This window comes from Streptomyces sp. NPDC051315 (assembly GCF_044455165.1).
Classification (GTDB): Bacteria; Actinomycetota; Actinomycetes; order Streptomycetales; family Streptomycetaceae; genus Streptomyces.
Map to the genome: position 1 here is coordinate 293,027 of NZ_JBITEN010000002.1, position 22,436 is coordinate 315,462.

15 protein-coding genes and 1 pseudogene are annotated in these 22,436 nt (G+C 75.0%); 12 read left to right on the forward strand and 4 right to left on the reverse strand.

The features are described 5' to 3' along the window. Positions 1-27: 27 nt before the first annotated feature. From ACIBBD_RS04570 to ACIBBD_RS04600, 7 genes are all read left to right on the forward strand, one after another. Positions 28-882 carry a DUF4132 domain-containing protein gene (locus ACIBBD_RS04570; RefSeq protein ID WP_399417804.1) on the forward strand — a complete coding sequence of 285 codons (855 nt, stop codon included), beginning with the start codon at positions 28-30 and terminating at the stop codon, positions 880-882. After that, a complete protein-coding gene (locus ACIBBD_RS04575; RefSeq protein ID WP_399417805.1) occupies positions 879-6,059 on the forward strand; it encodes a hypothetical protein in 5,181 nt (1,726 codons plus the stop codon). Before ACIBBD_RS04570 ends, ACIBBD_RS04575 begins: the two co-directional genes overlap by 4 nt. 35 nt (positions 6,060-6,094) lie before the next feature. Continuing rightward, a complete protein-coding gene (locus ACIBBD_RS04580) occupies positions 6,095-7,270 on the forward strand; it encodes an AAA family ATPase (RefSeq protein ID WP_399417806.1) in 1,176 nt (391 codons plus the stop codon). A gap of 5 nt (positions 7,271-7,275) precedes the next feature. Beyond that, positions 7,276-10,845, forward strand: a complete 3,570-nt coding sequence (locus ACIBBD_RS04585) for a DUF5682 family protein (RefSeq protein WP_399417807.1) — start codon at positions 7,276-7,278, stop codon at positions 10,843-10,845. Continuing rightward, positions 10,842-12,653 carry a hypothetical protein gene (locus ACIBBD_RS04590; RefSeq protein WP_399417808.1) on the forward strand — a complete coding sequence of 604 codons (1,812 nt, stop codon included), beginning with the start codon at positions 10,842-10,844 and terminating at the stop codon, positions 12,651-12,653. The genes ACIBBD_RS04585 and ACIBBD_RS04590 overlap by 4 nt, the downstream gene beginning before the upstream one ends. A 72-nt stretch (positions 12,654-12,725) precedes the next feature. Continuing rightward, entirely contained in the window at positions 12,726-13,277 is a 552-nt protein-coding gene (locus tag ACIBBD_RS04595) for a DinB family protein (protein WP_399417809.1), read from the forward strand. 272 nt (positions 13,278-13,549) lie between these two features. Beyond that, positions 13,550-14,140: a hypothetical protein gene (locus tag ACIBBD_RS04600; protein ID WP_399417810.1), complete on the forward strand. Its 591-nt coding sequence runs from the start codon at positions 13,550-13,552 to the stop codon at positions 14,138-14,140. A 29-nt stretch (positions 14,141-14,169) separates the two neighbouring features. Here the strand turns inward: ACIBBD_RS04600 and ACIBBD_RS04605 are convergent, their stop codons facing one another. Further along, entirely contained in the window at positions 14,170-14,811 is a 642-nt protein-coding gene (locus ACIBBD_RS04605; RefSeq protein WP_399417811.1) for a DUF4232 domain-containing protein, read from the reverse strand. 235 nt (positions 14,812-15,046) lie between these two features. Continuing rightward, positions 15,047-15,472: a secondary thiamine-phosphate synthase enzyme YjbQ gene (locus ACIBBD_RS04610; RefSeq protein WP_399417812.1), complete on the reverse strand. Its 426-nt coding sequence runs from the start codon at positions 15,470-15,472 to the stop codon at positions 15,047-15,049. A 122-nt stretch (positions 15,473-15,594) separates the two neighbouring features. Here ACIBBD_RS04610 and ACIBBD_RS04615 point away from each other — a divergent pair, with 122 nt between their 5' ends. The 4 genes and pseudogenes from ACIBBD_RS04615 (at position 15,595) to ACIBBD_RS04630 (ending at position 18,399) form a co-directional block, all read left to right on the forward strand. After that, on the forward strand, positions 15,595-15,678 hold the full coding sequence (locus tag ACIBBD_RS04615) for a putative leader peptide (protein WP_351306644.1): 84 nt from the start codon (positions 15,595-15,597) through the stop codon (positions 15,676-15,678). Between the two features lie 167 nt (positions 15,679-15,845). After that, a pseudogene (locus ACIBBD_RS04620) lies at positions 15,846-16,172 on the forward strand (ABC transporter permease subunit); the annotation flags it as partial. Next, entirely contained in the window at positions 16,145-16,888 is a 744-nt protein-coding gene (locus tag ACIBBD_RS04625; RefSeq protein ID WP_399417813.1) for an ABC transporter ATP-binding protein, read from the forward strand. The pseudogene ACIBBD_RS04620 and the gene ACIBBD_RS04625, both read left to right, overlap by 28 nt. Positions 16,889-17,313: 425 nt before the next feature. Beyond that, the gene (locus tag ACIBBD_RS04630; RefSeq protein ID WP_399417814.1) at positions 17,314-18,399 is read left to right on the forward strand and encodes an NAD(P)-binding domain-containing protein; all 1,086 of its coding nucleotides are present in this window, start codon (positions 17,314-17,316) and stop codon (positions 18,397-18,399) included. A 110-nt stretch (positions 18,400-18,509) separates the two neighbouring features. Here the strand turns inward: ACIBBD_RS04630 and mltG are convergent, their stop codons facing one another. After that, positions 18,510-19,367 carry an endolytic transglycosylase MltG gene (gene mltG / locus ACIBBD_RS04635; RefSeq protein WP_399417815.1) on the reverse strand — a complete coding sequence of 286 codons (858 nt, stop codon included), beginning with the start codon at positions 19,365-19,367 and terminating at the stop codon, positions 18,510-18,512. Between the two features lie 52 nt (positions 19,368-19,419). Beyond that, positions 19,420-21,240 (reverse strand): ABC transporter ATP-binding protein, encoded by a 1,821-nt coding sequence (locus ACIBBD_RS04640; RefSeq protein ID WP_399417816.1) that lies wholly within the window; start codon positions 21,238-21,240, stop codon positions 19,420-19,422. A gap of 93 nt (positions 21,241-21,333) precedes the next feature. On the opposite strand from ACIBBD_RS04640, the gene ACIBBD_RS04645 reads away from it, so the two are divergent. Beyond that, positions 21,334-21,783: a MarR family winged helix-turn-helix transcriptional regulator gene (locus ACIBBD_RS04645; protein WP_399417817.1), complete on the forward strand. Its 450-nt coding sequence runs from the start codon at positions 21,334-21,336 to the stop codon at positions 21,781-21,783. Positions 21,784-22,436 lie beyond the last annotated feature (653 nt).

Genomic DNA, 22,436 nt, shown 5'->3' on the forward strand with positions numbered 1-22,436 from the left:
TGATCACTGCGGGTGCGGGAGGCACACATGGGGTGGGTGTCGGCCGGCGACTACGAAGTCGCCCTCGACGACGGCAAGGTGGTGTGCCGCAACGCGGCGGGGCGGCGGTTGAAGTCCGTGCCGCCCAAGATCGCCGACGATCCGGCCGTGGTGGGCCTGCGTCAGCTCGTCGAGTGGCTGGAACGGCACGAGCGCCAGTGCCTGACCGACGTGGAGCGGTGGATGGTGCGCTCCCTGCCGGTGCCGTTCGCCGTCCTCGCGCGGGTGTGGCCGGACCCGGCCTGGCAGGCCGCCCTGCGTGACCTCGTCGTCACCGGCACCGACGGCGAGGTGGCCGGATTCCTTCGGGACGCCGACCCCGAGCGCGGCCTCGGACTGGTCGACCTCGACGGTGACACGGTCCGCATCACGCCGGACCTCGTCCACCTCCCGCACCCCGTGCTCCTCGACGACCTGGAGGAACTGCGGGAGTTCGCCGTCGAACTCGGCGTCGAGCAGCGCGCCCAGCAGCTCTTCCGCGAGGTGTGGCACCGGCCCGCCGCGCTCGACGCCGACGCCACCTCCGTGGAGGAGTACGCGGGTGGGGCGTTCAAGGAGCAGCGCTTCCTGCACGGCCGGGTCACCCAGCTCGGCTACCGCGTGCGCGGCGGCCACGCCGTCCACTCCGTCCCGGAGGGCGGCCGCACCGTCGAGGCCCGGGTGTGGGTCGGCGACTACGAGGGCTACGAGGAGGCCGAGACCGGCCCGCTGGTGTTCACCGACTCAGCGGGACGGGTGCTGAAGCTCGCTCAGGTCGGGCCGGTGGCCTGGTCGGAGGGCATGCGCATGGCGGCCGGGCTGTACGCCGGGCGCGACATCGAGGACGAGGAGCGGGCGGCATGACGGCCATCACGACGTACGACGAGACCACCGCGGCCGCGCTGCTCGACGCCGGCGCCGTCCTGCCCCCGGGCACCACGGACCGGGAGGACGCCGACGTCCTCACGGTCCGCACGTACACCCATCCCGTGCTGGACGGGCGGCGGATCGTCCGGCTCGTGCCGGGCACCCTCGGTGAGGCCGAGGACCTGGCGCTGGAGTTCCTCGGCCTGGCCAGGGAGGCGGAGACGCCCGAGGTCGGTCAGGTGCGCCGGGAGACGCTCGGTTTCCCCGCCTGGGCGCTGGTCAACGACCCGGCGAACGGGCATCACGCGCTGGCGCTGGTCAAGGACGTCGAGCGGCTCGCCCGGCAGGCCAAATCCCGTCCGGGCACGGCGAAGGAGGGCTTCGAGGCGCTCGGCGAGCGGCTCGGCCGGGCCGTGCCGCACTTCCTGCCCACTTTCTACGAGCAGGCCGCACGCGTCTTCCTCCAGCACGAGAACACCACTTACGCCGCCGCCTTCTTCGGCAAGGCCCGCGAGGCCGAGCGGGTGCACGCGCTGGCCGTGGACGAGGAGCGGCAGCGGGCCGTCTTCCTGGAGTTCGCCTTCGCCGGAGCCCTCACCGTCAAGGCCCTCAAGGAACATGTGAAGGCCCTCGCGGCGCGGCTCAGCCCGGCCGACGCCTGGGCGCAGTTCCGGCAGTTGACCGTGGAGCGCTGTGCGGCCGGCATGCCGCCGTACGCCTCGCTGCCGCAGGACGCGCGCGGGCTGATCAAGGCGGCCGGGCTGCACCGGGTCACCGAGGAGTGCGCCCTGGTCGCCGACCTGATCGCCTCGCCGGCGGCGGTCCGGGCGCCCGCGTCCTTCTGGAACACCTACCGGGCGACGCTCGTCGTCCTGGCCGAGCAGCGGCCCGCCGTGCGGGCCCGGCTGCTGGAGATCATGCCGGCGGGTTTGGGCCGCACCACCGAGGACGACGAGTTCTGGCTGGCGTTGCTCGCCGAGACGGGCGCCGACCTGTTGCTGACCGGGGAGGCCGGAGCGGCGGCCGACGGTGCGGACCCGGCGGCCGGGACCGACGCGGCGGACTGGCTCAGCCGTTGGGCCCTGCACCGCAAGCACGGCGGCTCGGTCGCCGACCGCTCGCCGGCCACCCTCGCGCTGGTGGAGCGGATGGCGCCGCGGCTGCGCGCCCAGGGCCGCCCCGTGGACCTGTTCACGGGCCGCTGGCACGCCGGCGCCGACCTGGACCTGCTGGACCTGTGCGTGGCGGAGGGCGTGCCGCTGAAGCTGCCCGGCGCCGACCAGGACGTCTTCCTGCCCCTGAACCGCTGGCTGCAGGACACCCGGCCGGGCCGGCGCGAGCTGACGGCCGTCGCGGCGGACCCGCGCCAGCGTCGTCTGCTGTACGTGTCCGTCGGGACCCTGAGCGGCCACCGCCCCGAGGCGAAACTGCTGAACGGCCTGGCCGGGCACCCCGTTCTCGCCGACGTGCTGCGCGAGTGGCTGGACGACGCGGCCGAGGAGCTGGTCGCCGCGGCCGGCCTGCCCGCGGCGCGCACCGCGCTGGAGAAGCTGCGTCCGTTCCGGACGGTCGCCGCCGGGGTCAGCCCGGCCGCCGTCGCCAAGGTCGCCGCGCACGAGGTGACGCCGCTGCTCGGCCGCACCCTGCGCGCCGGCATCCCGGACGAGCTGGGCTGGCCCGCCCTCGACGAGGCGCTGGCGCGGCTCGACGCCGAGACCCGGCGCGACCGCGACGACACCCTGTCCGTCACGGAGGCCTGGCCCGCGCTGATCCTCGCCCGTCGGCACAAGGCGATCGTCGTCGGCCCGCAGGAGATCCTGCTGGAGCACGACCTGCGCCTGCCCGACGGACTGGACCGCTGGCAGCGGCCGTCGTTCCGTTACACGGACGGCGAACTGCTGGTCATGTGGTGGCAGGACGGCAAGCAGTGCGGCTACTGGTCGGCCCGTCCGTCCGACGTGTTCCCGCTCGGCGGCGAGCAGCTCCCCCGCTGGTACGGCGGCAGCGACGCCGGCGAGCCGTCGATCCCGATGCCCGGCGGCGGCCGCGCCACCGGCGGGCGGGCGCTGCACGCCGGTGACACGGTCCTGCCGCCCGGCCGGCCCGTCCTGGGCGACGGCACCTCGTACTGGCGTCAGGGCAGGCAGGGTCGGCAGCAGGTGTGGCTGGAGTACGACCCGGTCACGGGCACACACGGGCGTGCCTCGCTGCCCGCGTTCCTGCGGACCGGCATCCGCGAGGGCGCGACCGTGCTGCAGCAGCACTGCGCGGTGCTGCCGCTCCAGCCCGGCCTGGAGCACAGCCCGTTCGGCACGGACGGCACGGTCCTCGGCCGCTGGGTGCGCAGGGAGGGCGAGGGCGCCGAGGTCCACCTGACCGCCGGCACACCGGACGGCCGGACCGTCACCCTGCCGACGGGACCGGGGAAGGTGCCGGGCGTTCCGCTCGGCGCGCTGCGGCTGCCGGGCGCCGAGCCCGTGGTCGTCGCCCTGCACCGGCAGGTCGCCCTGTACACGACCGACGAGGCGTCCGCCGCGCTGGAGTTGGGGCGGGTGACGCCGCTGGAGCGGGGCGGCGAGTTCGCCGCGGGTACACGCCTCGTGCCGCCGGTCGACTTCTGGCACGCGCTGCGGCCTCGGGACGAGGCCGCGTCGGCGGTCCTGCGGGCGCTGAGCGACGAGCAGGCCGGGCAGGTGCTGCGCGCGGGGGCCGAGGCGCTCGCGGAGCGGGCGGCGTTGTGGGCGGCGGCCGGAACCGCGACTGCGGCTGCGGCTGCGGCCACTGGGTCGGCGTCGGCTGCGGCGTCCGTTCCGGCTGCGGCGGGTGGCGGTTCGGCGGCGGCCGCCGTCGTCGGGAGCACGGCGACCGGGAACGCCGGCACCCCGGGCACGGCGGCCGGCACCACCACGGGCACGGCGACCGGCAAGCCCGTCGTCCCGAGCGCCGACGAGGTCGTGCGGGAGGCCGTCTCCCGTTGCCTGCCCGACCTCACCGAGCCGCACCTGCTCACCGGTGTCGCCTCCCTGGTGCGCGCTGTGCTGCGTCTCGCGGAGTCGACCGCCGCGTTCGTGGCGCCTCCGGTGGAGCGGCCGCAGGTGGACCGGCGGCGCGCCGAGGGCATGTTCGCCGACTACAGCCCCGCGCACGGCGACGACCAGACGGTGCGCGAGGCCGTGGACGGCTTGGCCCATCTGCCCGGCTGGTGGGGCAGCGGCACGCGGTACACCGCCCTGCGGCAGATCCGCGCCGTCAACCACGTGCTCTCCGGCGAGCCCGCCGACGGCAAGCCGCTGCCCGCGACCGCCCGGCTCACGCGCGCCACCGGCGGATGGCGGAGCGACGACCTCACCGTCCCGGGCATCGGCCTGATGTGGCCGTCCGTCCTGGACGCGCTGCGCCCGCTCGCCTACCGCGCCGCCTCCCCGACCGTCACCGACGCGCACCGGGAGGCGCTGCTCCTGCTGCTCGAGGCGGTCACGGACGGGCCGCTGGCCGCGCCGGGGGGTGCGCTGCGCGAGATCGTGCTGAGCGAGCCGCACGACAAGCAGGAACGCGTCGGTCAGGTGCTGCGCCGCGAGGGCCGTACGGTCGTCGTCCTCGGCTGCCAGAACACCGACCGCCAGACAGGGCGCGTGCACTGGCTGGCCCTGGACCACGACCCGGCCGGCGTGTTCGGCGCGGTCGCCCACTTCACGCTGGAGAGGGAGACCGCGCATCCGCCGGTGTTCCCCGCCGACGCGCTCGCCGCCGTGACCCGGCTGGTCCGCGACAAGGGGGCCGCGCCCTGGCAGGCGGAGGCGCCCGAGGCGCTCGCCGCAGCGACCCGGGGCGGGGTGGGACCGCTCCAGGCGGCGCTGCTGCTCGCCGGTGAGCCGGCGCAGCTCACCGACGAGGTGATCGCCGCGACCGGGCTGAAGCCTCGCCAGAAGGAGACCGGCGACGCTCTGCTGCGCTGCCTCGACGCCGATGACCGGGCGGCGCTCATCGGTGCGCTGCTGCCCGAGAACCCCGCTGACCTGTGGACGTCCGGCCCGGACACGGAGGCGGCGGGCCGGGTGTGGGAGGAACGGCTCGGCGGGGTGGTCCGTCTGCCCGAGGGCCTCGTCGGGAACCTCTCCCTGGCCGGCACGCCCCTCGGTGCCGCCGAGGCGGTCCTCAACCCCGGTCGCACCCCGTGGATCAGCCGCACCACGGTGCAGCGCACCGACAAGGACGGCAACCTGGTCCCGGAGGACGCCCGCGCCCTGCCCGGACGGTACGACCTGACGCGTGCCGTGGCCTCGCTGGCCGGACTCGCCTACTCGCTGCCGTACGGACACCCGCTGCGGGCCGCCCTGCCCGAGAGCCTCGCCGCGCTGCGCCGCCGGGTCGCCGACCCGGGGCTGCTCCTCGACCTCGACATCTCCTGGGCGGAGAAGGGCGGAAGGACCGCGGTCCCCCTGCGCAAGGCGTACGGGATGCCCGCCACCGGGGGCGCCGACGAGGACGGCCTGACGCGGCTGGGCGAGGCGCTGGTGCTGCGCCCCTGGTACCAGGAGGAGGAAGCCGTCCTGGTGCGCCCGGCCGGGCTCACCGGGCCGGACGACGCCGTGTTCGGGCTCGTCGAGGGGCTGGTCGGAACGGACCGCGGCGCGGGTCTGCCGGCGTTGCGGACGATCCTCGGCGACGAGCTCGCCCGCGCGGTCGCCGCCGGCGCCGGTCCCGGGGATCCCGCCGGGCACGCGCAGGACCCGACCGTCAGCGTGCCGGAGCTGGTCTCCGAGGTCGCCGGGGCTCACGGCCTGGGCGAGGACGCGGCGGCGCTCTACCTCCAGCTGCTGGCCCTGCCCGACCCCACGGACCGCAACTGCGCCCGCTGGACCGGCTGGAAGCCCGCCCGGACGAAGAAGGCCCGCGCCGAACTCGCGGCGACCGACCTGGTCGTGGAGGCCAGGCGGCCGCGCGCCGGGCGGACGCTGTTCCTGCCGTGCGGCTGGTACGACCTCAAGGCGCCCGCGCTGCCGGTGGAGGTCTGGAAGGAGGGCCTGTACCCGCTCCGCGACCACACCGGCGCGGTTCCGCTGCTGCCGGTGCCGGAGCTGTTCACGCGCGCGTGGGACCGCGTCCGCGCCGGTGACGCCCCGGCCTACGAGGAGCTCACCACCCGCGCCACCCGCAAGGGCCGCCGCCGATGACCGCCGTCCCCGCACACCTGGAAGAACCCGCACCGATGACCACCACTGTCTCCCCAGCCCCCACGCCGGCCCGCCAGGTCGTCCCGCCCGAGGACCGGTACGCCGGCGAACTGGCCTTCCTCGCCGCGTACGACGACGGGCCGCGTCCGCCGGCCTGGCGGCTCAGCCCGCGGGCGGTCGTCACGTTCGTCATGGGCAGCGACGGCCGGGCCCTGAAGCTGCCCGACGCCGCCGAGGTGCCCGACGGGGTGCCGCGCCGCATGGTGGTCGAGAGCAAGTTCGTCGGTGACCGGGCGCTGGTCGAGCGGTGCGTGGTGACCCTCGCGGGCGAGCGCGGTCTGCTGCTGGTCGGCGAGCCCGGCACCGCTAAGTCCATGCTGTCGGAGCTGCTGTCGGCCGCTGTGTGCGGCACGAGCGGGCTGGTCGTGCAGGGCACCGCGGGCACGACCGAGGACCAGCTCAAGTACGGATGGAACTACGCCCTGTTGCTGGCGCAGGGCCCCAGCCGGCAGGCGCTGGTGCCCTCGCCGGTGCTGACCGCCATGCGCCGGGGCGCCGTCGCCCGGGTCGAGGAGGTCACCCGCTGTCTGCCGGAGGTGCAGGACTCCCTGGTGTCGCTGCTCTCCGAGCGGCGCATCGCCGTGCCCGAGCTGGCGGGCACCGAGGACGCCCTGGCGCACGCGGCGCCCGGTTTCACCCTCATCGCCACCGCCAACCTGCGGGACAAGGGCGTATCCGAGATGTCCGCGGCCCTCAAGCGCCGTTTCAACTTCGAGACGGTGGGTCCGATTCCGGATCTCGACGCGGAGACCGCTCTCGTGCGCAGCCAGGCGCGGGCGTCGGTGGAGCGGGCGGGGGCGCCGTTCCAGGTCGACGACGCCGTGCTGGAGGCGCTGGTGACCGCCTTCCGGGATCTGCGCGAGGGCCGGTCGGCGGAGGGCTGGGAGGTGGAACGGCCGTCCACGGTGATGAGCACCGCGGAGGCGGTGTCCGTCGCGGGGGCGCTGGCCCTCGCGGCGGCGTACTTCCCCGGGGACCGTGACGTGCTCGGCCTGCTGCCGGGGCACCTGCTCGGGGTGGTCCGCAAGGACGACCCCGCCGACGCGGCCCGACTGCGCGGCTACTGGGACGGTCCGGTGCGCCGCCGCGCCGAACAGGGTTCCGCCACCTGGCGCACCCTGTGGGACCTGCGTTCGGTCCTGGAGGGCTGACGGCCGTGTCCCTCTCCCCCAGCCCCGAGCCGGGCGTGTCGTCCGGCGCCGGACCGGGCGCGCCCGGCTCCGCAGGCGTGCCCGGTCTCCCGGCTCTCCCCGAGGAGGCCCTCGCGGTCCTCACCGGGCCGTCGGCGCCCTACCTCGTCGGCGTACGGCACCACGCCCCCTCCCTCGCCGCCGCCGTGCCCGTGCTGCTCGAGGAGGCGAAGCCGGACGTGCTGCTCGTCGAGCTGCCGGCCGAGATGCAGGAATGGCTGCCGTGGCTCGGGCACGAGGGGACCCGGGCCCCGGTGGCGCTCGCCGCCGCACCCGGGGACGGGAGCGGGGGGCCCGCGTTCTATCCGTTCGCGGACTTCTCGCCCGAACTGGCCGCCGTCCGGTGGGCCTTCCGGCACGGCGTGCCGGTGATCGCCTGCGATCTGCCGCTCGCGGACCGGGCGTGGGGCGGGGGACGGCACACCCCGGCGCAGGGTGCCGGCCGGCCCGGGCTCGCCGCCGCCCTGCGGGCCGGGCTGACCGGCCGTCCCGGGGACGACCTGTGGGACCGGCTGGTCGAGGCGACCGCCCCCGGCTCCCCGCCCGAGGCGCTGCGCCGGGCGGCGTTGCTGACGGGCTGGGCGCTGCGGGAGGACGCGGCCGCCTCGGGCGGGGTGCCCGAGCTGGATCTGCGGCGGGAGCGGTGGATGCGGGCCCGGCTCGCCGAGGCCACCGCGCACGGGGAGCGGGCCGCCGTGGTGGTCGGCGCCTTCCACGCTCCGGCGCTGGTCGGGAGGCCCGCGGAGGAGGACGCCGAGGCCGACCCCGACGTGAGCGGCCCCACCGGTGCCGTGTGGACGACCTCGCTGATCCCGTACGCCTATTCCCTCCTCGACGAGCGGTCCGGCTACCCGGCGGGCATCCGCGATCCGGAGTGGCAGGACATGGTCCGGCGCGCGGCGGGCGATCCGGCGGCGCTGGCGGAGGCGCTGACGCGGGCGGCCGTGCGGATCTGTGCGGAGCTGCGCAGCCTCGGGCATCCGTCGGGTCCGGCCGACGCGCGCGAGATCACCCGGCTCGCCTCGGACCTCGCGCGGCTGCGCGGGCTGCCCGCGGCGGGCCGGGGGGAGCTGGTCGAGGCCGTGCAGACGGTGCTGGCGCAGGGCGAGCCGTACGGGCGGGGACGGGCCGTGGCGCGGGCGATGGAGCGGGTGCTCGTCGGCACCCGCACCGGCAGTCCCGCTCCGGACGCGCCGCGCAGTGGTCTCGCCCCGGCGGTGGAGGCCGAGGTGGCGGAGCTGGGCCTGCCCGGGCCGGCGGCGGGCGGCCCCGGCCGTGATCTGCGCCTCGACCCGCTGCGGTCGGACCTCGACCGGCGCCGCGAGCTGCTGCTGCGCCGGCTGACGGTGTGCGGGGTGCCCTACGCGGAGGCCAAGGAGGTCGTCGGCGCGGGCGGCGCCGAGGCCCTCACCTCACGCTGGGAAGTCCGCTGGACGCCCGCGACGGCCGCCATGCTGACCGCGGCCGGCGTGCGCGGAGTCACCCCCGCGCAGGCCGCCGAGGGAGTGCTGCGCGAGCGGCGGCGCACCCAGCGGGACGAGGGCGGGCCGACGGCCGCGCAGTGCCTGGAGGGGCTCGCGCAGGCGGCGCAGTGCGGTCTGCCCGCGCTGGCGGACGAGCGGCTCGACGATGTCGCCGGGGTGCTGCCCCCGGCCGGCACCCTCCCCGAACTCCTCGCCGGTCTGGCCCTGCTGGACCGGCTGGGTGCCGGTCACATCCCGGGGCTCGGCGCCGACGGCGGTCGTACGGCCCGGGTGGCGGCGGTGGCCGGGCCGCTCACCTCGGCGGCGGTGCGGCAGGTGGACGGGCTGACCGGCTCCGAGGACCCCGCCGACGCGCACGCCCTGCTCGAACTCGCCCACCGGGCCGACCTGTTGGGCGGCATCCGGCTCACCGACGCGCTGGCCCGGCTGGCCGCCGACGGCTCGCCGTTGATGCGCGGCGCCGCCGGGGCCGTCCGGGTGCTGCTCGGACAGGAGGACGCGCGGGTCTTCGGGGACCGGGTGGCCTCCTGGGTCGACGGGGCCGTCGACGCCGACTCCCGGGCGGCGCTCACCGCCCGGCTCAGCGGGCTGCTGACCGCCGCGGGCCCGCTGCTGGAGGCGGCGGCGCCCGCGCTGGAGCCCCTGCTCGACCGCGTGTCGGAGCTGTCCGACGGGGAGTTCCTCGACCGGCTTCCCGCGCTGCGGGGCGGCTTCGACACCCTGAGCCCCGCCGCCCGCGACCGTCTCCTGGCGGCCGTCGAGGAACGCCTCGACGCGGCGCACGTCGCCGACACCGACGGCGTCGACCCGGCCGCGCTCGCCGTCTGGACCCGTGCGGACCTCGCCGCTCGTGACACCCTGCGGTCGCTGGGTCTGCTGCCGGCGCCGGGCCGGGCCGAGGAGGACGTCACCGCCGCGGCCGCTGCCCCTCGGGCCGAGGACCACCTGCTGGGCCCGGCCGACCGCTGGCGGCTCGTGCTGGGCCGCCGTACGGACCGACTGCCGTCGTCCGCGGCTCCGTTGGCGACCGCGCTGGACGAGCTGTACGGCAGCGGGCGCGGGGAGGGCAGCAGGGGTGACCTCACCGGGTCGGGGGCCGGGGGCGGCCGGGAGGTGCCGTATCCCGGGGTGCGGGAGTGGTCGCAGGAGCTGGCCGCGCTGTTCGGGCCGGGCATCCGCGAGGAGGTGCTGGCGGCGGCGGCCGCGTCGGGCCGCAAGGACGTCCTCACCGAGCTGGACGCGGACAGTGCGCGGCCCTCGGTCGACCTGCTGCGGACCGTGCTGCGCCACGCCGGCGGGCTGCCCGAGGCCCGGCTGGCCGCGCTGCGCCCGCTGGTACGGCGGCTGGTCGACGCGCTGACCCGGGAACTGGCCACCCGGCTGCGTCCCGCCCTGCACGGCACGGCCCTGCCGCGGCCGAGCAGGCGGCCCGGCGGCGGCCTCGATCTGTCCCGCACCCTGCGGGCCAACCTCGCGACCGCGCGCCGCGGCCCCGACGGCACGGTGCGGGTGATCCCCGAACGCCCGGTCTTCCGTACGCGGGCGCGGCGGGCCGCCGACTGGCGGCTGATCCTGGTCACGGACGTGTCGGGGTCCATGGAGGCGTCCACGGTGTGGGCGGCCCTGACCGCCTCGGTGCTGGCCGGGGTGCCGACCCTGTCGACGCACTTCCTGGCCTTCTCCACCGAGGTCATCGACCTCACCGGGCATGTCGAGGACCCGCTGTCGCTGCTGCTGGAGGTCAGCGTGGGCGGCGGCACCCACATCACGGCGGGGCTGCGGCACGCGCGCGAGCTGGTCACCGTGCCGTCGCGGACCCTCGTCGTGGTCGTCAGCGACTTCGAGGAGGGCTACCCGCTGGGCGGCCTGCTCGCCGAGGTCCGCGCGCTCGTCGGTGCGGGCTGTCACGTCCTGGGCTGCGCGAGCCTCGACGACACGGGCCGGCCCCGTTACTCCACGGGCGTCGCGGGCCGGCTCGTGGACGCGGGCATGCCCGTCGCCGCCCTCAGTCCGCTCGAACTCGCCCGCTGGGTAGGGGAGAAGATCGCATGAGCCCGGACCTGCCTCCGGTCGCCCCGTCCGTCACCGCCGAACTCGTCGGGGCGCTGTCGCCCCGGCTGCGCAAGCGGCTGGACGCGGGCGTCGCCAAACTCGCGTCGCGTCCGGTGGTCCGCGAGGGCGACACCGTACGGATCGCCGTCGACGACGACACCAACCTCGAACTGCACGCGCCCGGCGGGACGGTGACCGGCGCGGACGCGATCCGCTGCGGTTGCCTGCTGGCTCCGGAGTGCCTGCACCGCGCGGCCGCGGCCTCGGCGGCACCGGTCGCGTCCGAGGCGCCGGCCGCGACCGGCCCCGCGGGGGACGCCCCGGAGGAAGCGGGAACGGCAGCGGAGGCCGACACCGGCCCCGCGGCGAACGCTTCGACGGAAGCGGGACCGGAAGCGGAGGACGAGACCGTCACCGTCGGCCAACGCGTCGCCGCCCGGGCCGTGTTCGACGCGGCGGCCGCCGTCCTCGAGGCGGGCACCGACGGGGCCGGCGCCGTGCTGCAGGCGGAGTTGCTGCGCGCCGCGCACACCGCTCGCCTCGCGGGCCTCCCGCGGGCCTCCGCCGCGGCGGTCTCCGTGGTCACCGGGGTGCGGGCGGCCCGCTCCGCCGACCCCGCGTACCGCCTCGCCGACCTGGCGGGCGCCGTACGTGGCGTCCTGGGCCTCACCCACCGCCTGCCCCTCACCACCGGCCCGGACCTGGCCGACCTGCGGGGCACGGTACGGCAGCCGTACCGCCCGGACGGCTCTCTGCGTCTGTACGGGCTCTTCTCCGAGCCCGTGCTGACGGCGACCGGGTACGCGGGCACCGTCACCTGGACCGCCGACGCCGAAGGACGCCTCTACACGGTCTCCGACGTGGCACCGGGCGGCCCGGCTCGGGCGACCGGCGCCGCCGACCGGGCCGTACGCGTCGGCGACACCGCCCTGACCCACCGTGAGCTGTCACGGGCGGGCCTCGCCGTGTCCGGCGCGACCGTCTCCCCGACGGGCCGCCTCGGCGCGGGGGCGGGGGTACGGGCGGTCCGTGCGTCCGGCGCCTCCTGGCACGGCGAGCCGCTGGACCGGCTGTGGGCCGTGCCCGTCGCCGAGCAGGTGTCCCGAGCACTGCACGACGGCCACGACCTGCTCTTCCTCGACGTCACGCTCAGCGGCACGGTCCGGGAGCCGGCCGGCGACTGCCTGCTGGCCGACTGCGACGGCCTGGCCCTCCGGCTGGTCACGGCCCACGACGACCCCGCCCTGCCCTACCGCGACAACCTCCGCCTCCTGGCCGCCGCCCGGGGCAGCCGCCTGCGGCTCATCGCCCGGCTGGTCCCCGGACCGCTCCCGCGCGCCCTGCTGCTCGCCGCCGAGCACCCCACCGACTCCACCGCCCGCGTGGACCTCGGCCTGGACCGCCTCCAGCGGGCGGACCTGCCTTCGGGGCCGGTTCCGGTGCCGGGGGCGGTCGCTCCCCTCGCGGACGAGGCTCCGCTGCACCTGCTGCGCCGCCGCGTCCACCAGGCGGTGTCCGGGGGGCGCCGTGTTCTGGCCTTCCCCGGCGGTGGGTCGGGCGACAGCGCCCGCCTGCGCCGCCTCGGGCTGGCCACGGCGGGCGATCTCCTCGACGAGCTGGAGGCGGCCGCCGCGGACCGTTCCCGTGACGCCTTCGGGCGTCTCCTCCCGGCGGACACGGACCGTTTCGCGCGCGCCTGGCTGGCCGCCGCGCTCTACACGGAGGAGGTGGAGCGGGGGTTGTGCGCGGCGGCCTGGGCAGGGGCCGCGGCCGCGGCTCCTCCCCCGCACGTTCTCCCGGCTCTTTAGGTCAGGATCTGACCTCTATGGCTTCTAACGTGGTGCTCGTCCACGGAACACCACCGACGGAAGCCGGAGACCATGAACACGACGCAGCCGCTCGACGCCCCCACCACCCCCGCCGCGACCGGTGAGCGCGCCGACCTGCTGGAGGCGCTGGCCCACCACCGGCACTTCCTGCGCCTCACCACCCACGACCTCACCGACGAGCAGGCCGGCCGCCGGACCACGGTGAGCGAGCTGTGCCTGGGCGGCCTGATCAAACACGTCACCTCGGTCGAGCGGAACTGGGTGGCCTTCATCCAGGAGGGCCCGGCGGCGATGGGCGACTTCACCCGGATGACCGAGGACGACTGGGCCCGGCGCGCCGACGAGTTCCGGCTGCTGCCCGGCGAGACGCTGGCCGGTGTCCTGGAGGAGTACGCGGAAGTGGCCCGGCGCACGGACGAGTTGGTCGCCGCCCTGCCGGACCTCGACGTGTCCCACCCGCTGCCGCCGGCCCCCTGGAACGAGCCCGGCGCGCGGTGGTCGGCCCGCCGGGTGCTGCTGCACCTCATCGGTGAGACCTCGCAGCACGCCGGTCACGCCGACATCATCCGGGAGTCCCTGGACGGCACCAAGAGCATGGGCTGAGCGGCGTCCCGGTCACCGTGTTTCCGGCTCCGGCGGGGTGAGGGTCCGGCACCCGTGGGGAGGGGGCGCTCCGAAGCGTCGGCGGTGTGACCCGACCCTCGTGGTGGGGTCAGCCCCACCCCCGGTTGGGTGGCCCGCTCCCTCGTTCCGGCGGGCGGGACACGGCATCGTTCAACCCGGTTGAGAAAAAACCCGGTTGAAGCCCGATCGCGGCCCGGCCAGAGTCGTCCGAGTCCAGCAGAGGTCCGTGCCCCGCCCGGAAGGAAAACGTCATGGAGTCCCCGTCCCCGTCGAAGCCGGGCGTCCTCGCCTCGTTCGTCCGGTTCGTGGTCTGCGGCGGCGGGGTCGGCCTCCTCTCCGGCATCGCCGTACCCCTGCTGGCCACGCTGATGCCCTGGGCCCTGGCGAACGCGGTGATCACGGTCGCCTCCACCCTGCTGTGCACCGAGTTGCACGCCCTGTTCACCTTCGGCACCGGCCGGCGCCCGGGCCTGCGCCACCACCTGCAGTCCGCCGGTTCGGCCACGGCCGCCTACCTGGTGACCTGCGTCGCGATGGCCGTTCTGTACGTGGTCCAGTCGTCCCCCGGCCTGTTCACACAGCAGGCCGTGTACCTCGGAGCGTCCGCCCTGGCGGGCATCGGCCGTTTCCTGGTCCTGCGGCTGTTCGTCTTCGCGGACGGCCGACGGGACACGGCAGCGCCGGTCGCCGACGGCGCGGACACACTCACGGGCGTGACCGCCTCCGCCCCGCACCGGCCCGCCCACCCCGTCCGTAGGCACCACCTGCCCGCCCGGCCCGCCGTCGCCGACGCCGGTACGCACCACCGGCCCGCCCGGCCCGCCGTCGTCGTCGCCTGTTGACGGCGGGTCCGGACGCTCCTTCGCCTCGGCTACAGGCTGAGCGCGTCCTCCGCGTTGCCGAGCCAGGCGGTCACCGAGTTCTTGTCGGGCGAGACGTGCAGACCGGGAGTCGACGCCTCCAGCGGCGTCTGCTCCAGGTCGGACTCGGTGTTCATCGTCATCGCGATCGAGTCGACCGTCTTGCCCGTGCCGTCGTCGACACCGCCCATGAGCCCCGCGTAGGCGGACTGGCCCGGTTCGAGCCTGATCGCGTCCTCGATGCCGGGGGCCTCGCCGCGCTCGGTGGCCTGCCCGTCCAGGTCGCCGAAGGTCACGACCGGGTGGCCCAGCACCCTGCACGCCTTGGTCTTCCTGTTGGTGATCTTCAGCAGGTAACTGCTGGTGGTGGGCTCCGCCAGGGTCGCGGTGAAGGTGACGTCGTAGGTGCTGCAGGGGAAGACGTCGTAGTCCGGGTCGGTCGACGAGCCGTCCCCGCCGCCGGGCGAGGCCGTGCCCGCGGACGCCGACGGCGGCGCCGCAGTCGTCGGCTTCGACGGCGTCACCGCCTCCGTCGTGCTCGCGGCCGGCCCGTCGGCCCCGGCCGCCGCGTCCTCCTCGGCGGGGCCACAGGCGGTCAGGGCCAGACCGGACACGACGGCGAGGACGACGAAGGCTCTGCGAAGAGTACTCATGGTGATGTTTCCCCCGAACGAGAAGCACGAACTGGCGTTGACCAGGTAGAAGATCGCACAGCGACTTCACAGCTCGGTGACGGGGTCTTGCCGAATCCACCACAGTCGTCGACACAGCGCCCGTCCACCGACCCGGGAGCGACGCGCGCGGGCGGGGCGGGGTTCGGCGGGGGGCCACCGTGAGACGTCGGGCGTCGCGTCCGGCCGGCCGGGCGGGCAGGGCCGGCCGGGCCGGTCAGGGCCCGAGGAACGACAGGCGCACCTTGCGCTCCGGGTTGTCCTTGTTGGTGTCCACCAGACACACGGACTGCCATGTCCCCAGCTCCAGCCTGCCGCTCACGACCGGCAGGGTCGCGTGGGGCGGGACGAAGGCCGGGAGGACGTGGTCGCGGCCGTGGCCGGGGCTGCCGTGGCGGTGCTGCCAGCGGTCGTCGGCGGGCAGGAGGGTGTGCAGGGCGGCGAGCAGGTCGTCGTCGCTGCCGGCGCCGGTCTCGATGATCGCGATACCGGCGGTGGCGTGCGGGACGAAGACGTTCAGGAGGCCGTCGCGGCCGGCGGCCGCGTCCCGCAGGAAGGCCTCGCAGTCACGGGTGAGGTCGACGACCGTCTCCTGTGAGCCGGAGGCGATGTGCAGTACTCGGGTGGTGAACGCATCTGACATGCCCCCATCCTGACCCACACGCCGGATTCCACACCCCTGGGACCGCCCGGCCCGTGATACGGGAGGTCCGCTGCGCGAGACGGCCGTTGACCATGGGCGGCCGCCTGGCTACGTTCGGCGGCATGTTGCGTTCAGCCCTGCTCACCACGCGCGGTCACATCGACCTGCTGCGGGTGGCCTCCGCCGCGTGTCGCCACGGCCGCTGACGCCTTTTCACCTCCTCTCCCCTCGCGGCCTGCCCGCCTCGGCCCACCCTGCCCGCACTCCCGGTCACCGCTGAACCGACCGTGACGCGGCGGCGAGGCGCGCCCGCCCGCCCCCACCGGTCGCCGTTCCTCCCCGTGGAGCCCCCATGAGCATCAGCCACGCCCCCGCGCAGTCGGTCGAGGCCGGGGAGTCCCTCGGCCTGTCGCGCCGGGGCCTCGTACGGCACCTCGTACTGCCGGGCGCACTGCACGGCGCGATGGACCGGCCTGCGCTACTCGCTGGTATCGCCTGTCTCGCGCTGGTCTTCGCCGAGCAGGTCAACGCCGACTCCGGCATCGGGTTCCTCATGGTGCAGGCGCGGGACTTCCTGCGGACCGACGTGATCGTGGTCTGCCTCATCGTCTACGCCTTCCTCGGCCTGCTCGCCGACTTCGTCGTCCGCTCCCTCGAAAGGCTGCTGCCGCAATGGCGACCGACGTTCACCGGCCGGTGACCCCGGCCTCTGCCGTGCGGGTCGAAGGGCTGACCCGCTCCTTCGACGGCCGCGCCGTCACCGACGACCTGCGACTCGACATCCGGCCGGGCGAGTTCGTGGCGCTGCTCGGCCGCAGCGGCTGCGGCAAGTCCACGCTGCTGCGCATCCTCGCCGGGCTCGACCGCGACATCGAGGGAACCGTGCTGGTGCCGCGTCGCAAGGCCGTCGCCTTCCAGGCGCCGCGTCTGAGGCCGTGGAAGAGGGTGTGGCGCAGCGTGCTCCTCGGTCTGCCCGGTCGACCTCGACGCCCGGTCGCCGAGAGGGCATTGGAGGAGGTGGGCCTGGGCCACCGCTCCGCCGCATGGCCGAAGACGCTCTCCGGCGGGGAGGCGCAGCGTGCCTCCCTGGCCCGGGCCCTGGTCCGCGAGCCCGATCTGCTGCTGCTCGACGAGCCGTTCGGCGCGCTCGACGCCCTCACCCGCATCACGGCGCAACGCCTGGTGGACGAGTTGTGGCGGCGCCGCGGCTGCGCGGTGCTGCTCGTCACGCGCGACGTCGAGGAGGCGGTGCTGCTCGCCGACCGCGTCCTGGTGATGGACGGCGGTGTCATCGCGCACGAGCAGCGGGTCGATCTCGACCGCCCGCGCGACGTCACCGACCCGCGCTTCGCCGCACTGCGGGCGGCACTGCTGCGGCGCCTCGGGGTGGACCCGGCCGCCGCCGAAGCCGCCTGACCGCCGCTCCCTTCCCCTTCCTCACCCTCCTCGGCTCCCCACGCCCCTCCCTCCACAGAACGGATCCCCCTGCGACGCCACCTCGCGCCCGCCGCCCTGCTCCTCTCCCTCCTCCTCACCGCCTGCGGCGGGAACTCGGCACGGGAACCGTCGGCGGCACCGACGGCAAGGGCTGCGTCACGCTGAACGTCGGGGACCTCCGAGCAGCAGATCGCCGACACGTTCACCGAGCCGAGGCTCATTCCGCGGAAGGTCGACTTCGGGGACTTCGTGGGCCCGCGGTACAACGGCGACCTGCCCGCCTCCACCAGCCGTCCTCGCGCGTCCTCCTAGGAGTTCGTCAGGCCTGTACGGCTCCCGCGGGCGCGGCGAGCCCGGAGGAGGCCGACGGGAAGATCCTCGACCCCGGTCGTGTTGGTGGAAGCGTGAACAACACGCGTGAGGTCGAGGTGGTCGTCATAGGCGCCGGTCAGGCGGGTCTGGCCGGCGCCTATCACCTGCGGCGCGCCGGTTTCGAGCCGGAGCGCGACTTCGTGGTGCTGGACCACTCCCCCGGCCCCGGCGGCGCCTGGCAGTTCCGGTGGCCGTCACTGACGTACGGCAAGGTGCACGGGATGCACTCCCTGCCCGGTATGGAGCTGACGGACGCGGATCCGGCGCGGCCGTCGTCCGAGGTCATCGCCGGGTACTTCGACCGCTACGAGCGCGCCTTCGACCTGCGCGTGCGGCGGCCGGTGGACGTGCGGGCCGTGCGCGAGGGGGCCGACGGGCGGCTGCTCGTCGAGACCTCCGACGGTACGTGGGCGACGAAGGCCCTGATCAACGCGACCGGCACCTGGGACCGGCCGTTCTGGCCCCGCTACCCGGGCCAGGACACCTTCCGGGGGCGGCAGGTGCACACCGCGCAGTACCCGGGGCCCGAGGCGTTCGCCGGGCAGCGGGTGGTCGTGGTGGGCGGCGGTGCGTCCGGTACGCAGCACCTGCTGGAGCTCGCCCCGTTCGCGGCCGCCACCACCTGGGTGACGCGGCGCCCGCCCGTCTTCCGCGAGGGGCCCTTCGACGAGAACGCGGGCCGCGCCGCGGTCGCCCTGGTGGAGGAACGCGTACGGCAGGGGCTGCCGCCGAAGAGCGTCGTCTCGGTGACCGGGCTGCCGCTCAACGACGCGATCCGGCAGGGGCTGGCGGACGGGGTGCTCGACCGGCTGCCCATGTTCGACCGGATCACGCCGGACGGCGTGCAGTGGCGGGACGGGCGGCGGGTGGCCGCCGACGTCATCCTGTGGGCGACCGGCTTCCGGGCCGCCGTCGACCACCTCGCGCCGCTGCGGCTGCGCGAGCCGGGCGGCGGCATTCGCGTCGAGGGCACGCGGGCGGTCGCCGACCCGCGCGTCCACCTCGTCGGCTACGGACCGTCCGCGAGCACCATCGGCGCCAACCGGGCCGGTCGCGCGGCCGTGCGGGACATCAGGCGGCTGCTCGCCGGACGCGCCGAGGAGCCGGTCGCCGCCTGACACCCCGGCCGGTCACTGTGCCGGTCACCGGGTCGTGCGGATGCGCGGACCGTGCGGCCCTGTGCTCACCGGGACCTCCGCGGTCACCGGCGTCACGGGGATCTCCGCCGTCACCGGGACGTCGACGGGCTCTGCGAGGCCTTCGCGCTCTGCTGGTTCCGGTTGAACTCGGCGACGTTGCGCTGGTGTTCCGCGTAGTCGGCCGTGAAGCGCGTGTCGCCCGGTTTGACCGTGACGAAGTACAGCCAGTCGCCCGGGACGGGGTTGATCGCGGCGTGCATCGCGTCCTGGCCGGGGTTGTCGATCGGCGTCGGGGGCAGGCCCATGCGCTGGTAGGAGTTGTAAGGGCTCTCGATGCGGGTGTCGGCCGCCGTCGTCTTCACCGTGAAGCGGTTCAGCGCGTAGTTGATCGTGGAGTCCATCTGCAGGGGCATGCCGCGCTCCAGGCGGTTGAAGACGACCCGGGCCACCTTGCCCATGTCCGCCTTGGTGGCGGCCTCGGCCTGGACGATGCTGGCGATGGTCACCGCCTGGTAGACGTTCATCGCGTTGCGCTGGGCCCCGGCGGCGATCGGCGCTCCGTTGAACTTCTTGTTCGCCGTGTCGACCATCTGCGTCAGCAACGCCTGGGGCGTCGGCTTCTCGCCCAGCGGATACGTCGCCGGGTAGAGGTAGCCCTCCGGGTTGCCCTCGGCGTCGATCGGCAGCCTCAGGTTCGCCGTCGGCAGCGCCTTCCTGGTGGTGCCGGGGGGCAGGGCGAGGATCTTGTCGACGGCGGTGTAGACCTGGCTCGCGCGCCAGCCCTCCGGGATCACCAGAGACGTCGGCTTCTTCTCCTCGTGGCCCTCCGGGGTCAGCAGCGGCACCGCCACGGCGGTGCCGGCCAGGACGGCTCCGGTCGCGATGAGGAGGAGACGGCCCCGGCGCGTCAGTCGCATCGTGCTCCGTGGCGGAGTGTTCTTCTGCATGCGGGCACGGTAACCCGCACATCGTCACGAAACCGGCATCCCTGGCGTATCGTCATCTTGTCGGCTCCAGTCGTGCATCCCTTCGCACCAGAGCCGCGTACCGTCCGCCCCGCGCCACCAACTCCTCGTGCGTGCCCCGTTCGGCCACTCGGCCGGCGTCCAGGACGATGATCTGGTCGGCACCGCGGACGGTGGACAGCCGGTGGGCGATGGTGAGCGTGGTGCGGTTGGCCGAGAGCGCGTCGATGGCCTCCTGGACGGCGGCCTCGGTGCGGGTGTCGAGGGCGCTCGTCGCCTCGTCGAGGATGAGCACCGGCGGATCGCGCAGGATGGTGCGCGCGATGGCCAGACGCTGCTTCTCCCCGCCGGAGAAACGGTGGCCGCGCTCGCCGACGACCGTGTCGTACCCGTCCGGCAGGGCGGCGATGTGGTCGTGGATCTGGGCCGCCCGCGCCGCCGCGTACAGCTCCTCGTCGGTGGCGTCCGGCTTGGCGAAGCGCAGGTTCTCCGCGACCGTGGCGTGGAAGAGGTACGTCTCCTGCGAGACGACGCCGACCGCGCGCGCGAGGGTGTCGAAGTCGAGGTCGCGGACGTCGACGCCGTCGAGGGTGACCCGGCCGCCCGTCACGTCGTACAAGCGCGGCACCAGGTAGCCGAGCGTGGACTTGCCGGCGCCGGTCGGGCCGACGATCGCGAGGCTGCCGCCCGCCGGGACCGTGACGTCGATGCCGTCGAGGACGGGCCCGACCGCCTTGTCGCCGTCCTGGTCGCTGTCGTACCGGAACTCCACGTCGTCGAAGCGGACCTCGCCCTTGACCTGCTCCAGGCGGACCGGGTCCGGGCGCTCGGTGATGTCGACGGGGAGGTCGAGGTACTCGAAGATGCGCTGGAAGAGCGCGAGCGAGCTTTGGATCTGCACACCCGTCGACAGGAGGCTGACGGCCGGGCGGAACAGGCCCTGCTGGAGCGAGACGAAGGCGACGATCGTGCCGAGGGAGACGTCCGGGCCGCCGAGCTGGAGGGCCATGCCCGCGGCCCAGTAGATGACGGCCGGCATGGCGGACATGACGATCCCGATCACGGCCATGCGCCAGCGGCCGGCCATGTTCGACCTCACCTCCAGGCCGACCAGCCGCTCGGACTCGTCGGCGAAGGACCGGGTGAGGGAGTCGGCGCGGCCCATGGTGCGGCCGAGCAGGATGCCGCTGACCGACAGGGACTCGGTGACGGTGGCGGCCATGGCGGCCATCTGCTTCTGGCGCTGGGTGGTGATCTTCCTGCGTTCGTTGCCGACGCGGCGGCTGATCCACACGAAGACCGGCAGCAGGAGCAGCGAGACGACGGTCAGGCGCCAGTCGAGGACGACCATGGCGACGATCGTGGCGACCACGCTGGTGAAGTTGGAGACCAGGGAGGTGGCGGTGGAGGTGACGGTGGCCTGCATGCCACCGATGTCGTTGGCGATGCGGGACTGCACCTCGCCGGTGCGCGTGCGCGTGAAGAACGCGAGCGACATGCGCTGGAGACGGCCGTAGACGGCGGTGCGCAGGTCGTGCATGACGCGCTGGCCGACCGTCGTGGAGATGAGGGTCTGCAGGACGCCGAAGACGCCGGCGAGGACGGCGCTGAGGATCATGCCGAGGGCGAGCAGGCTCAGCAGGCCCGTGCGCCCCTCGGGGATGGCGACGTCGAGCGTCTCCTTGAGCAGGAAGGGCGTGGCGACCGAGACCAGCGACGAGGCGGCGACCAGCAGGCCGACGACCGCGAGCCGGCCGCGGTAGGGACGGAAGAGCTTGAGGATGCGGCGCACTTGCCGGGGCTGTTCCCCGGCGTCGGCGGGTGGGGTCCAGGGGTCCGGTCGGTCGGGGTGCATGGGCTCCTACGGTAGGTGAGGGGGAGGGACTGAGGGAGCGTAGCTCATTGTTACCTATACTCACAATGAACGACGTCCTGATATTGTTCCCGCATGACCACCCCCGATCCCGACGGCGCGCTCGCCGAGCAGCTGCTGCGGTTCACCCGTCGGGTGCACCGCATCCAGAAGCGCCATCTGGAGCTGTCCGAGCTGGGCGTCACCCCGGCCCAGTCCCGCCTGCTGCGCACTCTCGCCCACTTCGGCGCGCCACCTCGGATGGCGGACGTCGCCGAGCGCCTGGAGGTCGTACCCCGCGCGGTGACCACGCTGGTCGACGGACTGGAGGCGAACGGCAAGGTGCGCCGGGTCCCGGATCCGACGAACCGCCGGGTGATCCGGATCGAGCTGACGGACGCGGGCCGCGAGACGCTCCGCGAGCTGCGCCGGGCGCGCCAGGCGGCCGCGCACGAGATCCTGGCTCCGCTGACCGACGTGGAGCGGGCGGTGCTCGGGGAGTTGCTGGACACGCTGATCGACGGGACCGCGGCTCAGCGCTGCTGAGCGGCCTGCGGCGTCTCGACGGAGACCGGTGGCGGCCCCCTTCCGTCCTGCCGGAGGGGGGGGCCGCCACCCGTGTGTCCGATTCCTTGGGCCCGCCGTCAGCCCTGCCCCGCGTCACACCGCCGCGAGCCGCCGCTCCCCTTGAGGAGAGCCCCGCTCAGCGGCCTTCCGGGAAGCCGGCCGCGCGCACCCGTCGCGGGCCTCGTTGATCGCCCTCCGAACGGTCGTCACCGACCGGCCGTGGCAGCCGGAGAGCCGTACAGCCGACAGCGCTCGCTCGTCGCGCCGACCGCGTGGCGCCGGTCGCGCGGAGTGACCGTCACCGAGACGCAGCCCACCTGGCCTTGCCGTCCGGAGACGCAGTCCGCCACCTTGCCGTCACGAAGACGCGCTTCCCCTGACCTTGCCGTCAGCAAGACCCGGTCCGCCTGACTTCGCCGTCACGGAGACGCGCTTCGCCTGACCTTGCCGTCGAGGGCAGCACCTCCTTGCTCCACCGGTCTCCCCTGCGCGGTGCCCGTGCGCCACCACCCCCGAGGGCGGTGCTCGCCAGGAGGTCCGCTCCCGTGAGATGGCCAGGAAAGTCCGACGGGTACGGCCGATCGTTCTAGGGGGAGTTGGGCGGCGCCCGCGATGAGGCGGGCGGCAGCCGG

Coding starts and splice junctions, on each gene's coding strand:
- ACIBBD_RS04570 (WP_399417804.1), top strand. CDS start 28: ATGGGGTGGGTGTCGGCCGGCGACTACGAAGTCGCCCTCGACGACGGC.
- ACIBBD_RS04575 (WP_399417805.1), top strand. CDS start 879: ATGACGGCCATCACGACGTACGACGAGACCACCGCGGCCGCGCTGCTC.
- ACIBBD_RS04580 (WP_399417806.1), top strand. CDS start 6,095: ATGACCACCACTGTCTCCCCAGCCCCCACGCCGGCCCGCCAGGTCGTC.
- ACIBBD_RS04590 (WP_399417808.1), top strand. CDS start 10,842: ATGAGCCCGGACCTGCCTCCGGTCGCCCCGTCCGTCACCGCCGAACTC.
- ACIBBD_RS04595 (WP_399417809.1), top strand. CDS start 12,726: ATGAACACGACGCAGCCGCTCGACGCCCCCACCACCCCCGCCGCGACC.
- ACIBBD_RS04600 (WP_399417810.1), top strand. CDS start 13,550: ATGGAGTCCCCGTCCCCGTCGAAGCCGGGCGTCCTCGCCTCGTTCGTC.
- ACIBBD_RS04605 (WP_399417811.1), bottom strand. CDS start 14,811: ATGAGTACTCTTCGCAGAGCCTTCGTCGTCCTCGCCGTCGTGTCCGGT.
- ACIBBD_RS04610 (WP_399417812.1), bottom strand. CDS start 15,472: ATGTCAGATGCGTTCACCACCCGAGTACTGCACATCGCCTCCGGCTCA.
- ACIBBD_RS04615 (WP_351306644.1), top strand. CDS start 15,595: ATGTTGCGTTCAGCCCTGCTCACCACGCGCGGTCACATCGACCTGCTG.
- ACIBBD_RS04625 (WP_399417813.1), top strand. CDS start 16,145: ATGGCGACCGACGTTCACCGGCCGGTGACCCCGGCCTCTGCCGTGCGG.
- mltG (WP_399417815.1), bottom strand. CDS start 19,367: ATGCAGAAGAACACTCCGCCACGGAGCACGATGCGACTGACGCGCCGG.
- ACIBBD_RS04640 (WP_399417816.1), bottom strand. CDS start 21,240: ATGCACCCCGACCGACCGGACCCCTGGACCCCACCCGCCGACGCCGGG.
- ACIBBD_RS04645 (WP_399417817.1), top strand. CDS start 21,334: ATGACCACCCCCGATCCCGACGGCGCGCTCGCCGAGCAGCTGCTGCGG.